This is a genomic window from Spirosoma sp., assembly GCF_048594605.1.
Lineage (GTDB): Bacteria > Bacteroidota > Bacteroidia > Cytophagales > Spirosomataceae > Spirosoma.
In genome coordinates, this window is the sequence record NZ_JBMDWV010000422.1 from 1 (window position 1) to 14464 (window position 14464).

Sequence of the window (14464 nt, forward strand, 5' to 3'; positions counted from 1 at the left end):
TAATAGGGTAAATGTGTTTCCTTTTTGTTTGGTTGTATAAAAACCCCTGGTTTATTTACCCCGTCGGCAAAAAAACGGCTTCCCGTACCCGACCCACCATCCTCTTTTTAAACGACTCTAGCTGCCTGACTGACAAATACTTAAATATGTTACTAAACAGTACAGACAGCACGATAACAATGCACACAAACTGAAGCGCACCAATTTTGCCGTATTCCTGGAAAACCTGAGCGAAATAATAACTAAAGGCGTCAGTTGGCGAGGTGGCTAAGGAAGGAGCGGGCTGGCTCAGAAACGACTGCATTTTTGCCGTATCTACCTTATCAAAAAGAATACTAAGCAGCGGAATCAGGAGCGTAAAATTGAGCACGCCAAACACACTAGCCACTAACGATGTCAGCACGAACGGCACCAGAAAGCGGCTTAATGGCTTGGCAAAGGAGAGTAATCGAAGGTAAGTTTTCATTCGTACTGCAAAGATAACCGGGATTTAGCGGATTGACGGATTGGCCGGATTTTGTTGCAGACAAAAGCCGACGTTTAAACACGAACGTCCCTGTCTATCAGCTCCCGGTACAATTGCCAATATTCTTTTGCTACGTTCGGCCAGCTAAAGCCGGCAACTCGTTTTTTCATCCGTTCCTGACGTAGCGGATTCTGGGCAAAGTCGCGAAGTCCTTCGTCGATGGTTTGGGCCATATGCTCCGGCTCAAAACTGTCGAAATAATAGGCTTCCTTCCCTCCTATTTCGGGCAAACTGGTCAGGTTAGAAATAAAAACGGGTTTCCCAAAGGCCATCGCTTCGGCAACCGGCAAGCCAAATCCTTCGGATAGCGATGGAAACAAAAACGCGTCAGAATGCGCATATAACCACAATTTAGTTGGCTCATCAACCGGACCGGGCATCAGCAATCGATCAATAATTCCTAATTTCTGGGCTTGTTCACGAATATGCTGCGCATACGGATGTTTATCCGGGCCAGCCAGGATTAACCGGTAATCCGGAAAAGCTTCCAGCAACGGCAGCAGTGTGTGAACGTTCTTTTTGGGGTGAATAACGCCGACGAAAAGAAAATAAGGCGATTGCGTAAAGGATTGAATCTGCGGATCAGAACTTTCAGCAGGCACTTCGGACGGTTTGACGGCTACCCCATTGACAATAACCCGCACCGATTTGGAAGCGGGAATATGCAACCGTTTGTTAAGCACCGATGCCGTATACTGTGAAATAGCGGTTAGGGTTGTTGCCCGGTTAACGTTACGTTGTAAACGAGCTAGTTTACGCGCTTTTTTATCAGTTGAATAATCAGTACGTTCCAGAAAATTCAGATCGTGGATAGTTAGAATCGACTTTGCCTGACTATCCTGCGACAGGCGTGGCCAATACGAAGAATCCTGATGCATACAGTGCCAGATGTCGTATTGCCCCGGAATCCAGAGTCGGCGCATCCAGGATGTTTCTATGTACTGAACGTTGTCGCCAAAAATGCCTGATTGTCCGTTTGGGACCAGAAACGTCAAACTCCACGGTTCGCCGTCACGACTCTCGGGACATTGCCGAACGAGTTCGCAACCGAGATGAAGGCACACTTGCCCCAAACCGCTATTTAGATCTCGTAAACGTTCAGCGTCGATGAAGAGTGAGGGCATCCGTTTTTAATTTTGGCAAAATTGCAAAATACTGGGCAACCAAGCGCATCCTATTTCTAACAAGCCCTTTGCACTGCGTATTTACCAGCGTTTACGTTACTTTTCTAAAAGTAATCTGACGTAGTAGCGTAATCAGACGACGCATAGTTCAGATATTTGTACCATGACTTTACAGAATGATTTGCTGCTCCGCACCGCGCGGGGTGAACTGACGGAGCGTATACCCGTCTGGATGATGCGCCAGGCCGGACGCGTACTGGCCGAATATCGGGCCGTTCGGGAGCGAGCCGGAAGTTTCATTACGTTAGCCAAAACGCCCGAGCTGGCCGCTGAAGTGACCATTCAGCCAGTCGATGCGTTTGGCGTCGATGCTGCCATTATTTTCTCCGATATTCTGGTCGTGCCCGAAGCCATGGGGCTGCCTTACGAAATGATCGAAAGCCGGGGTCCGGTTTTTCCAAAGACGGTTCAAAACATGGCCGATCTGAGCCGCTTACGCGTAGCCGACGCGGAAAGTGATCTGGGCTACGTACTGGACGCGATCAGGCTGACAAAGAAAGAACTGAACAACCGGGTACCGCTGATCGGTTTTGCCGGGGCGCCGTTCACGATTTTCTGCTACATGACCGAAGGAAAAGGCTCCAAAACGTTTTCAGTAGCGAAAAAACTGCTGTATACCGATCCGGATTTTGCTCATGCGCTGCTTCAGCAAATTACCGACAGCACGATTGCTTATCTGCAGGCACAAATTCGTTCGGGTGTCGACTTAGTGCAGCTCTTTGATTCCTGGGCCGGTATTCTTTCGCCGGAGCAATACCGGACGTTTTCACTTCCTTACATCAAGCAAATCTGTGATCTGATTACGGATGTGCCTGTTACGGTTTTTGCGAAAGGAGCCTTCTTCGCCCGGCAGGAAATTGGTCAACTGAGCTGCGACGTAGTAGGACTGGACTGGAACATGGACCCGCATGAGTCCCGCGAATTAATTCCGGATCGTGTTCTGCAGGGCAATCTTGACCCCTGCGTTCTTTACGCCGATTTCGCTCAGATACGGGCCGAAGTCAAACAGATGATTGATTCATTTGGGCATCAGCATTATATCGCCAATCTCGGTCATGGAATTTACCCGGATACGGACCCCGACAAGGCGCGCTGCTTCGTGGATGCAGTGAAGGAAATGTAATAGATGGTGGTAACGTAGTGATTTATAGCCACTACGTTGCCACCGTATGAGGTTTAGGTTTATTCTTTCTTCGTCGGCTGCCTCTAAAGTGTAAAACCCCTAAATCCCCTGAAGGGGACTTTGCTCGCGTGTCGACAAAGTCCCCTTCAGGGGATTTAGGGGTTTGGCTTCTGGAAAAGAAAAAGTAAAGCCTAAACAGGTTCATTATAAATTCTCTTTCGCTTCTTCCCTCAGTTTCGCTTTATCGATAGGTACAACACCCACCGATTCGCAGACTAAACCACCGCCAAGATTCGACAGGCCAGCAATGATACCTGGCGGCTGACGTAGTGCGACACAGCAGGCGGCAATACTGATTACCGTATCGCCCGCGCCTGATACGTCGGCAATTTTGCGGACGTGCGCTGGAAGTTGCCGTTTCTCACCGTTAAAGTCGATAAACACGCCCCGCTCTGACAACGTAATTAAAGCGCCTTTCAAATTCAGCTGGCTTTTCAGCTGCTCAACCGCTCCCTGAAATTCGTCGGCATTGTCGACATCAAAATCGAGCTTCAAGCCTTCCCGTAATTCTTTCAGATTTGGCTTGAACAACGTAGTGTTCTGATAGCTCAGAAAATTACGTTTCTTGGGGTCAACAACGGTGGGTACACCTTGCTCGTTGGCAAAATCGGTGATTTCGTCAATCGCTTCTTTGCTGAGAACGCCTTTGTCGTAATCTTCAAAAATAACGACGTGGCAGGTCGGAATTAATTCTTTGACTTTGGCGACCAGTTTTGCCCGTTCGTCGGCGGTGATGTATTTATCGGTTTCGGTATCGATCCGAACGACCTGCTGCGTTCCAGCGATGATCCGTTCCTTGATCGTCGTGATTCGATCAGCACTACGTATAAGCCCGTCGCAATTCAGTCCACGGTCGCAAAGTTCCTGCTCAAGCTGGTCGCCCGGCGCGTCTGTGCCGATTACCGAACAGATGATAGCCTCAGCGCCCAATGCCTGTACATTTAGCAGTACGTTACCGGCTCCCCCCAATCGAAATTCGCGCCGATTGAACCGTACAATAGGTACTGGCGCTTCAGGCGATATACGCTCAACATGCCCCCAAACGTACGAATCGAGCATTACGTCGCCAATAATCAGGACGCGGAGTTTATTAAACTGATCAAATAATTCGTCAATTGACATGTCTAAGACCATCTGGTCGTGGACTGGATTCATAGGTAACTACAAACTAATGGAGGTGCAAAGGAACGAAAAGTGAAGCCTTTTTCCGAAAACAGCGTCTATGTTCGAGCAAACGGCTACGATTTACCAGTCGGCTATAAACCTCGTTAGCAGATCAGGTTTCAAAAATAAACCCACTACGGGGACGGTTAAGCCAACCGCCAGATAAATAGCTGCTTTTGGCAGAGAAGGCTGTTTTTGGGGCTCAGTCGGGCTGACCGCGGGCCGAAAGAAAAGAAGAAAGGGAATTTTCAGATAATACACCAGCGAGATCAGCGCATTGAGCAACCCTAATCCAAACAACGCTAATAACCAGTTGTTTCCAGTCTGCTGATACGTATCATACAGCGCTGAAAACGAAAGAAGTTTAGCGGTAAACCCAACTGTTGGCGGCAATCCGGTTAGTGCAATCATAACGACGATGAGCGCTACTGATAACAAAGGCTGCTTTGGTCCCAATCCGGCAAACTGGCTGATCGTTAAATCGCTGCCGTTACTACGTGCCAGTAAATCAATGAGAAAGAAAGCTGCCAGTGAGATAAATACGTACGTACCCGCATAAAACAACACAGCGTCGAAACCAGCATTATTTAGCGCGACCACCCCGACTAATAAAAAACCGGCATGCGCAATAGTTGAATACGCCAATAGCCGCTTGGCATCCGTCTGGCGCAGAGCCGACAGATTCCCGATCAGAATACCCGCCAGCGCTAACACAGCAAGCGGTGTTTGTATAACTGTTGCCGATACGCTCCCGAATGCCGATTCCAATGGCAGCGCCGTTACAATGCGCATAAGTACAAGTACACCAGCCGCTTTGGGCGCCACCGAAAAAAAGGCTGCGACCGGCACGGGTGCGGCTTCGTACGCATCGGGTGTCCAGATATGAAACGGTACGCCAGCGAGTTTGAATAACAGCCCCGCCAGCGTTAGCATCATGGCAACCGCTACGACGGACGAATCCTGCCCGGCAAGTTGTGTTCCAAACGATTCCGCCGTCAGATCGAGCGTGCCGGTCATGCCGTAGAGTAAGGACATTCCGTAGAGCATGATGGCCGAACTGATGGCACCGAACAGCAGGTATTTAATTCCGCCTTCCGATGCTTTCCGGTCGGCAACAAGGGCCGTTAGCAGGTAGGAACAGATCGACACCAGTTCGATACTCAGGTAGATGCTGAGCATATTTACCGAGATGGTCATCAGAAACAAGCCTAATGTCATGGCGATCAGCAATGAATACCACTCAAGCGGTAAACCAGATCGGTTTATTGAATTTGACGTAGCGTTGTCCGAATGCGTAAACACATCGTAGAGCAGGACAAACAAGGCGCTCAGCGCCACAACGACTTGCATAAAAACTGCCTGATTATCAACAAACAGCAAATGCATAAATAAAAACCCACGTGCCGATGATAAGGCGGCCCATACACCCGCTACGGCGATGACAATAGCGCTTAAACCCGCCAGAAGTTTCCGTGTTAAAGTCCTGTCGCTACGTAGCAAAAGTAATTCGACCAGCAGCAGTACGCAGAAAGAAATCGACAACCAGGTCGCTGGTCCAAAACCAGCGAGACTGGCGAGAATGTCGTTTAATTGGTCAGAAAGAGACAAATCTGTGAGTATAGAAGTTAGTCGACAGGCATCCGTCGATGGTGGTTAGCGGTAACGCGTTTTACGTTGATACGACCACTTATGACGATTGTCGGTCGGCTTCGTTTAAATTAATCCATCCTGATTAGGCTGTCCTTCATAGTTATGCAGCTTGACCGGATTCTGCTTCTTGCGCAACCGAATATTCAGGAATTCGACCAGCAGCGAGAACGCAATGGCAAAATACAGATACCCTTTGGGAACGGAGCCCACTTCCTGATCAAAAATAACAACTTCCGATAAATGTGCCCCTTCCGCAACCAGCATAAAACCAATCATGATCAGAAAGGCCAGCCCCAGCATTTGAATGGTGGGGTGTTCATTAACGAATTTCCCGACGGGCCCGGCAAAAAACATCATAATCAGAATAGACAAGATAACCGCAATCATCATAATCGCTACGTTCTGTGTCAGACCGATAGCCGTCAGAATGGAGTCGATCGAGAATACAATGTTGGTAATGGCGATTTGGGTTACAACGCTCGAAATGGTTGTTTTTCCTTTGGTCGTTTCCCCCATCTCTTCGTGCGGTCCGCTTTCTAACTTGTGGTGAATTTCGGACGTAGCTTTGTAAAGCAGAAACAGCCCCCCCCCAAATAAAATAAGGCTCTGTCCGGTAAAGGCCGCTCTGAACCAGCCCGCATCGATATGCGTAAAAGGCTTGCTTAGCGAAATAACGAGCGAGATCCCCATCAGCAGCGCCAGCCGAAACGCCATTGCCAGGATCAGACCGATATTTCGCGCCTTAGGTTGATCGGCTGGGGACAGTTTATTAGCCGCAATGGAAATAAAAATGATATTATCGATACCCAGAACAATCTCCAGAAAAGTCAGGGTCAGCAAACTGATAATGGATTCAGCCGTAAAAAGGTCGCTCATTGTTGAATAGTAGATTCGGATCAAAATTACCGGCTGCGAGCCGGGTCTGCAACATCTTACTTAAGAAAGAACAGCCAGCCTGATAAATGGTTAGAACATTGTAAGGCTGGTAAATGAAGCTTACAGTACTTTTTTGGCAACAATAATCGGCCAAACTGCGTATAGTAGAATAGCGTTATCAAGTTATAACCCATCCATTTCACAAATAATAGATATTTATAGACATTTAGTAGCTTTAACAGGAACCAGTAACATATTCCCTGCCAGACGCGTTATAAACTAGAGTTTTTCCTATTAGCTGTGCTTTGCGTGGATGAATCGCAAAACCGGATGCGCCCTAAACTAGTTATTTTGCCCGTCAGAAAACTCACGTATTGTGCCGAAACTAGTCGTACGTATTTTACTTGGTGTGCTCGCACTCGTCCTATTGCTGGCCGGCTTTGTGGTGCTGGTTACCACTACGCCCTGGGGTCAGCAGTTCGTGACGAAACAGGTAAATTCTTATTTAGCGCAGAAACTTCAATCGCCTTTTCGTATCGGGCGAATTACTTATTCCATTCCCGACTGGATTGAACTAGAGGATGTTTTCTTTAAAACACCGAAAGGCGATACGTTGCTTGACGGTGGCCGGATGCGGGTTAATCTGGATATGTGGGGCTTGCTCAACAACAAGGTTGCTATAAACCAGATAGAACTGGAACGTATCAAACTAAACGTGACGCGAACGCTCCCTGATACAACCTTCAACTTTCAGTATATTCTCAATGCTTTTGATACAGGTACCGCTCCCGAGCCTTCCGATACCGTATCAACGCCAATGGCTATTAACCTCAAGGCTATCGGGCTTAACGATGTACGTATCAAATACATCGATGACGTAACGGGGGCAGATGTAAACGCTTACGTCGATAATCTGCAGGCCAGGTTCAGCGATACGGATGTCGACAAATCGAAATATCATTTGTCCGACGTAACGGTTAACGGACTGAACGTTTATACCCGACTGTACGAAGGATTACCAACGCCACCCAGTCCGCCCAGTAAGCCGGGTGATACGCTCGATCTGGCTTTAGGCAAATGGCAGCTCACCAACGCCAAATGGGACGTACGCGTCGAAACGGCCGATTTCCGAACAAAAGGCAGTGCTGAACGGCTGGCTCTGGAGTCGGATTATCTGTACCTGGAAGGTGAAAAAATCGGAATAAAATCGCTCGATTTAACCAATGCTGATATTGCGGCTGCTCTGACAAAACCCACGAAGAAGCCATCGCCAACCCCACCAACGTCGAGCACATCTTCGGGGGCCCCCGGATGGCAGGCCAGACTCACAAACGTTCGCTTCGCCAATAACAGAATCCGTTATGATGATGAGACGGCGCCCCGCCAGAAAACCGGACTGGATTATAGCCACCTCGACCTCAACAATCTGGGTATTAACGGTAAGTTTCTGGTTTATCAGGACTTGGGAAATCGGGGGCAACGTATCAGCGGGCAACTACGTAACGGACGGTTCCGCGCGACGAGTGGCTTTGCGCTTCAGCAACTCGACGCGAACCTACTGTATACCGACACCACTACTACGTTAACCAACCTTTATATTCAGACACCAACGTCCCTACTGCGCGATAAGCTGGTGTTACGTTACGACTCGCTGGGCCAGTTGAGCAATCCTCGTTTTGCCAAACGAGTCGGGGTTAGCGTTAACCTGCGACAGAGCCGTCTGTCGGTCAGCGACGTGCTGCAGCTGGCTCCATTTTTGGCGGATACACCCCCGTTCGCCGGAAATCGGGGGGGGGTATTCAGAGCGAATGCGCAGGCTACAGGTACACTGGCAGCTCTGAACCTGCCCCGCGTAGAATTTGAGATGCTTGGTGGTACAAAACTTCGGGCCAGCGGACGCCTGACGAACGTAACCGATCCGGAGCGGCTCGGTGTGGCGATGACCGTCCAAGAAGCCACTACAACCTTGGCCGATATTAACAAGCTTGTTCCGAAAGGTACAATTCCGTCGTCCGTTGCTTTGCCGCCGGGATTAAAACTGACGGGTAAGATTAGCGGGCAACTCAATGATCTGATTCTGGATGCGCGGCTCAATACGGCCTGGGGAACAGCCGGTTTCGATGGTCGGCTGGCCGGGTTTGTGACGGGTAAAAACGAGACCTATAAAGGTACGCTGAACCTCAACAATTTCGACGCGGGCAAATGGCTGAAGCAGACGGGCACGATTGGGAAAATTACGGGCCGGGCACGGGTCGATGGGCGAGGCATTGATGTAAAAACGCTCACAACCAATTTCGATCTGGCCATACAATCCGCCGAGCTGAACGGTTATACGTATCAGAATCTGGACGCCGATGGTCGGCTAACCAACGGAAATCTGACGGTAAAAGGTACGCTGAAAGACCCAAATGCGAATGTGGCATTGAACATTAAAGCAGGCCTGAAAACTGATTTCCCGAGCGTTACGGGCGAAACAGTCATCAACGAACTGGATCTACAGAAATTAAAACTTTACAACGATCCGCTGTCGCTGAAGGGACGTATCATTCTGGATATGGCCTCCACCGACCCGGCTAAGCCCGTCGGTACTGTTTCAGCCAGCGATGCCGTCGTTACGTTACAGGGCAAAAGTTATCCGGTCGATTCGCTCTACGCTCGTCTGGGTGTCGATGGAGCGACAAAGAACGTCGTAGCGCAGATACCCGGGGCACGGTTGAACTTGAATGGCCAGTTTGAGTATGCTCAGCTTTACGACATCATAGCGGGTGAAATTAGTCAGTACATTTCTCTGCCGGATCTGACGTACAAAAAAATTCCGCCACCACACGCCTTTACGCTCAATGTAAAAGCCTACCAAAATCCATTAATCCGGGCGTTTGTTCCGGAACTGACCCGTATGGATACCGTCCGGCTGAGTGCGTATCTGGACGGTACACGCGATACTACCCTTTCCGCTACGTTGCGTACGGGCGTGATCGTCTACGACACCACCACCATCCAGGGAGCAGCGCTGGCCATACGAGGCAGCAATAATCAATTACGGGTAAACGGCCGGGTCGACGGAATCCTGTACGATGGCATGACCATTCGTCAGACTAATCTAACGGGTACGGCAGCCAATAATCGGTTCCGGTTTGAGGTCGTCAATAAAGATTCCATTGGTCAGGATTTACATGGCCTGGCGGGTACACTCAGTATAATAGATTCCAGCTACCGATTCCAGTTTTCGCAAAACGGGTTGCTGACAAATTATCAACGATGGCAGACCGACACCTCAGGTTTTGCCCAATACGGTAAAAGTGGTGTGTTGGTCAATGGTCTTCACATCGAAAAAGGAAATCAGTTTCTCGAAATTAGCAATACAGAAAATTACGGAAATGCGCCTATTCGTATCACGGCTCACGCGCTCGACATAGAAAACCTGGCCCGGCTGGCTAACCAGGATACTACGTTGGCCAGTGGTCAGCTGAATGGTACGGTCATTGTCCGTGATTATATGAGCAGCGATAGCAAACTGGCCTTCACCGGATCGATATATGCCGATAGTCTGAAGGTAATGAGTCAGCCCATCGGAAACCTGACGGCCCGTTTACAAAATACGTCAGATGGGCGAATCAGCATTAATACAGCGCTGGCCGGTACGTACAATGATGCTACCATCAAGGGTTTCTATAACCCGGAAGATGCCAAACAGGCGCTGGATCTAGCCATCAAGCTAACCCGATTAGACGCCCGAACCGTAGAAGCCTTTAGCTTTGGCGAACTCCGGCAAGCCAGGGGTAAACTCACTGGCGAATTTACCGTTGCCGGCGCCGTTGATAATCCAAAGCTGGACGGCAGCATAGCATTTGACTCCGTAGCCTTCAATGTAAGGCAACTGAACGAAACGTATCATATCGATAACGAGAAACTTACGTTTGCCGACCAGACTATTACGCTGAATAATTTCAAACTGCGCGATGATCAGAACCGAATACTGACGACCAATGGTACGGTAGTTCTGAAAAATTTACCCGATGCCGCTTACAATTTGCGGGTACAGGCCGATCATTTCCAGGTCCTTAACGCATCCCGAAAAGACAATGACTATGCCTATGGACAGGCATCCGTTACAACAGATCTGCGAATCAAAGGAGCGGGTAGTAATGCCTCCATTAGCGGCAAGGTCCGACTCGAAGACGGCAGCAAGATTTCGATGGTCTTACCCGACGAAACGGCCGACGTTAACGAAGCGAATAAGATCGTTACGTTTATTGACCATAACGATTCGCTGGCCATTGCCAAATACATTTACCGGCCTAAACAGGACAGCGTAAGAACGACGCCGAAGCTAGCCTTCGATCAACTGAGTAATTCAACCATTTCGCTTGACCTGGAAGCCGACGAAAAATCGGAGCTGACCATTGTGGTCGACGAGTTGAACGGCGATTATCTGCGGGCGCGTGGCAATGCCCGGCTCAACGTGGGCATAAATGCCGCCGGACAGATTACCGTTCTGGGACGCTACGAAGTTACGGAGGGTGAATACTCGCTAACGTATCAGGTACTGAAACGCCAGTTCCAGATTCAGAAAGGAGGATATATTAATTTCTCCGGCGATCCGCTCCGGGCCGACATCAACATCACGGCTATTTATCAGGTGTCTACGTCACCTGCCGACCTGATTGGCAATGAATTATCGACTACCAGTACAGCCCTGATTAACCGCAAGCTGCCATTTAACGTTGCGCTGACGATCAGCAACAATTTGGCCGCCCCGAAACTGGATTTCGACATTCGGCAGCCAGACGTAGAAGCGCAGAATTCAGCATCGGCATCGAGTGAGTTTGGTACGGCTATCGAAAATAAGCTCAAAACACTACGTCAGGATCAATCCCAAATCAACAAGCAGGTCTTTGCCCTATTGATTCTAAGCCGGTTTCTTCCCGAAAATACGTCTGACTTCTTTTCGGGCTCAAACTCAGGACTTAATTCAACGGCGGAGAGTGTAGCCCGCAGCAGCGTAAGTAAGTTAATCTCGGATCAGTTGGGACGCCTGGCGTCAAACGTACTGAAAGGGTTCGATGTCGATTTTAACTTATTATCCGAAAATGGAATCGCGCGAACCGGCGGAGGTATGGGCGCCCGGACGGATTTGAACATAGGCCTATCGCGAAGCTTCCTGAACGGACGTTTAACGGTTGCGGTAGGTAAAAACTTTGTTCTGGAAAACACAACGGGCGTGAGTAATCCCAACCAGGTATTTGACAACGTATCACTGAATTATAACCTTTCGCGGGATGGACGTTACGTAGCGCGTGCCTATCGACGTAATGATTATCAGGCCGTTCTGGATGGTTATATTATCGAAACAGGAGTTGGCTTCGTCATCACGGTTGATTACAATACGCTGTCGGACGTTTTCCGTCGGTCGCCCGGCCCACCTTCGGTGAATTGATAGTTATGAAAATTTTATTGAAAATAGCAAATGGCGTACGGCATGGGGCAGAGAGCATGGGGTTTTTGGCTATCCCACGCCCTCTTCCCCATACCCTCTGCTTGCTGCTCGCCTGTCTGCTTACGGCCTGCAACATTGGTAAACATTTGCCAGCCAATGAACGGCTATATACCGGTACGGACATCGTCATGAAAGCCGATTCTGCTGTTCCTAAAGAGGAGCAGTCAGCCTTAACGGAACAGTTGGCGAGTCTGGCGCGTCCCAGACCCAACAAACAATTATTTGGCTTTCCCTACAAGGTTGGTCTATACTATCTTTTCGGCGAGCCTAAACGTAACGGATTTCGGGCCTGGTTTCGTAAGAAGTTTGGCGAAGAGCCCATTCTGGCCAGTGCCAAAGCTATCTCATCCAACATTCCGGTTTTTGAAGCATCTCTGCAAAACGAAGGCTATTTTGGTTCAAAAGCCACCGGAAGCCTGAAGGAGGAAGGCTACAAAGCCAGAGGGGTTTATGAAGTGAACGTTAAACCACGCTTCTATCTGGACTCGATTGCTTTCGTGATTGATTCGACCCCGGTTCGTAAAGCGTTACATTTTTCGGAAAGACGTACTATTTTCAAGAAAGGCGATCCGTATCGCTTCGATAACATTAAGCTGGAGCGCGAACGGATTAGCCAGGCTATCAAACAACGTGGTTTTTATTATTTCCTACCCGACTATTTAGGTGTGCTGGCCGATAACGATACGGCGGCTCACAAAACGGACCTGTATTTTTATGTCAAGCCCGATATACCGGATGCCGCCGGTGTTCCTTATTCGATACGCGACGTTTTTATCTATCCCAACTACAACCTCTCAACGGCCCAGCAGGACACCAACCAAAGTTCGGCATACGTAACGCCCCAGGGCTTCAGAGTGGTTGATTCGACCCATCTCTTCAATCCCAAATTATTCCGGGATATTGTTACCGTAAAACCGGGCAGCCGGTACAACAGCCGCGCTCAGGATTTAACCCTTTCCCGCTTCATTAACGTAGGGGCTTTCAAATTTGTCAGAAATCGTTTTGAGCCATCGCAGCAGGGCGATTCTGCCGTACTGGATGCCCACTACTACCTGACGCCCTACCCCAACAAATCCGTACGACTGGAGCTGGACGGTACGTCCCGGTCCAATAACTTTAATGGGTCGCAGATGACACTAAGCTGGCGCAATCGCAACGCGCTTAAACGGGCGGAGCTACTAACCATTAATGCGACGGCAGGGATTGAATTTCAGGTAAATGCTGGCGACCAGAACGTAACGAACTACCGCTTTGGCCTGGATGGTACGTTAAGTTTTCCCAGACTGGTCACCCCCGTACGATTGAATTACGATCAGCGGCAGGCACTTCCCAAAACCAACGTAACGCTGGGCTACCAAACCATCATTCGGGGTGACCTATACCGAATCAATTCTTTCCAGACAACGTTCGGGTACGCCTGGCGCCAAAGCCAGCAGGTTGAGCATGTCTTTCAGCCCTTCAATGCCAACTACGTATACGTGCCCAGTAACAGCATTAGCCAGCGCGTCAGGGATCTTTTGCTTGATCCAGAAATTTCATCTATTGTTAAGAGTCAGTACATAACCACTGTCTATCAGTCGAATCAGCTAATTCTAAGCACGCTTTATTCATTCAATTATAATTCGTCGCCCCGCTCGGCTTCGCCGAATACGTTTCGTCTGAACACCAACGCCGAAGTGGCCGGTAACCTGGCGAGTCTTTTTTTCCGCCAGCCTGCCGATGCTGACCCGAGGAATGGCATTTTGGGCGTTCCTTACGCTCAGTTTTTCCGCGTTGATGCCGATGCCCGTTTCTACCGAAAGCTGTCCCAAAACGTAACCTGGGCAAATCGTTTTTTTGGGGGGTTAGGCATTCCGTACGGCAACTACAAGGGGTATCAGCTACCATTTACCAAGCAGTATTTCGTTGGGGGTAGCAACAGTATCCGGGCGTTTCGGCCCCGCGCTATTGGGCCGGGCCTGTTCGCCCGCGACACGATTCGCAACTTACCGCTTTTTCAGGACGGTGGCGGTGATATCAGGCTGGAAGCCAACACCGAGCTGCGGTCTAAGTTCAACAAATACCTTGAGGGAGCCGTATTTGTCGATGCCGGTAACGTCTGGACGTATTATAATCTGGAAGCCATTGAAGGTGATGTTGAGAGCTTCAGCCCTAATTTTTACAAGCAGATTGCTATTGGTGCAGGCGTTGGTCTTCGAATTGATCTCTCCTATTTTCTGATTCGTTTTGATCTGGCAACACCCTTACGTAAGCCTTATAAAACGGACGGCAGCGAATGGGTCATTAATCAGATCAACTTCCGAAGTTCTGAGTGGCGGAAGCAGAACCTGATTCTTAACATCGCCATTGGCTACCCATTCTGATTTAACCCTGAAACGACGGGT

Annotated in this window: 7 protein-coding genes and 1 pseudogene; 3 read left to right on the plus strand and 5 right to left on the minus strand. The window is 49.3% G+C overall.

All coding sequences use genetic code 11. The features are described from left to right. Positions 1–61 precede the first annotated feature (61 nt). Together ACOJS8_RS26375 and ACOJS8_RS26380 are read right to left on the minus strand one after the other, a co-directional pair. A pseudogene (locus ACOJS8_RS26375) lies at positions 62–466 on the minus strand (ABC transporter ATP-binding protein); the annotation flags it as partial. A 74-nt stretch (positions 467–540) separates the two neighbouring features. Further along, positions 541–1650, minus strand: a complete 1110-nt coding sequence (locus tag ACOJS8_RS26380; protein ID WP_420151548.1) for a glycosyltransferase family 4 protein — start codon at positions 1648–1650, stop codon at positions 541–543. A 163-nt stretch (positions 1651–1813) separates the two neighbouring features. On the opposite strand from ACOJS8_RS26380, the gene hemE reads away from it, so the two are divergent. Then, on the plus strand, positions 1814–2833 hold the full coding sequence (hemE, locus tag ACOJS8_RS26385) for a uroporphyrinogen decarboxylase (RefSeq protein WP_420151549.1): 1020 nt from the start codon (positions 1814–1816) through the stop codon (positions 2831–2833). Positions 2834–3037: 204 nt separating this feature from the next. Here the strand turns inward: hemE and ACOJS8_RS26390 are convergent, their stop codons facing one another. From ACOJS8_RS26390 to ACOJS8_RS26400, 3 genes are all read right to left on the minus strand, one after another. Continuing rightward, on the minus strand, positions 3038–4027 hold the full coding sequence (locus ACOJS8_RS26390; RefSeq protein ID WP_420151571.1) for a bifunctional heptose 7-phosphate kinase/heptose 1-phosphate adenyltransferase: 990 nt from the start codon (positions 4025–4027) through the stop codon (positions 3038–3040). 111 nt (positions 4028–4138) lie between these two features. Then, positions 4139–5665 (minus strand): NADH-quinone oxidoreductase subunit N, encoded by a 1527-nt coding sequence (locus ACOJS8_RS26395; RefSeq protein WP_420151550.1) that lies wholly within the window; start codon positions 5663–5665, stop codon positions 4139–4141. Positions 5666–5770: 105 nt separating this feature from the next. Then, positions 5771–6583 (minus strand): TerC family protein, encoded by an 813-nt coding sequence (locus ACOJS8_RS26400; RefSeq protein ID WP_420151551.1) that lies wholly within the window; start codon positions 6581–6583, stop codon positions 5771–5773. A 376-nt stretch (positions 6584–6959) separates the two neighbouring features. Between ACOJS8_RS26400 and ACOJS8_RS26405 the strand changes: the two genes are divergently transcribed. Both ACOJS8_RS26405 and ACOJS8_RS26410 read left to right on the plus strand, forming a co-directional pair. Beyond that, entirely contained in the window at positions 6960–12020 is a 5061-nt protein-coding gene (locus tag ACOJS8_RS26405; RefSeq protein WP_420151552.1) for a translocation/assembly module TamB domain-containing protein, read from the plus strand. A gap of 5 nt (positions 12021–12025) precedes the next feature. Then, positions 12026–14443, plus strand: coding sequence for a BamA/TamA family outer membrane protein (locus ACOJS8_RS26410; RefSeq protein WP_420151553.1), 2418 nt, complete (start codon positions 12026–12028; stop codon positions 14441–14443). Positions 14444–14464 lie beyond the last annotated feature (21 nt).

Bases quoted from the DNA above. Each gene is read 5' to 3' on its own strand.
- ACOJS8_RS26380 (WP_420151548.1), bottom strand. From the start codon at position 1,650: ATGCCCTCACTCTTCATCGACGCTGAACGTTTACGAGATCTAAATAGC.
- ACOJS8_RS26390 (WP_420151571.1), bottom strand. From the start codon at position 4,027: ATGGTCTTAGACATGTCAATTGACGAATTATTTGATCAGTTTAATAAA.
- hemE (WP_420151549.1), top strand. From the start codon at position 1,814: ATGACTTTACAGAATGATTTGCTGCTCCGCACCGCGCGGGGTGAACTG.
- ACOJS8_RS26400 (WP_420151551.1), bottom strand. From the start codon at position 6,583: ATGAGCGACCTTTTTACGGCTGAATCCATTATCAGTTTGCTGACCCTG.
- ACOJS8_RS26410 (WP_420151553.1), top strand. From the start codon at position 12,026: ATGAAAATTTTATTGAAAATAGCAAATGGCGTACGGCATGGGGCAGAG.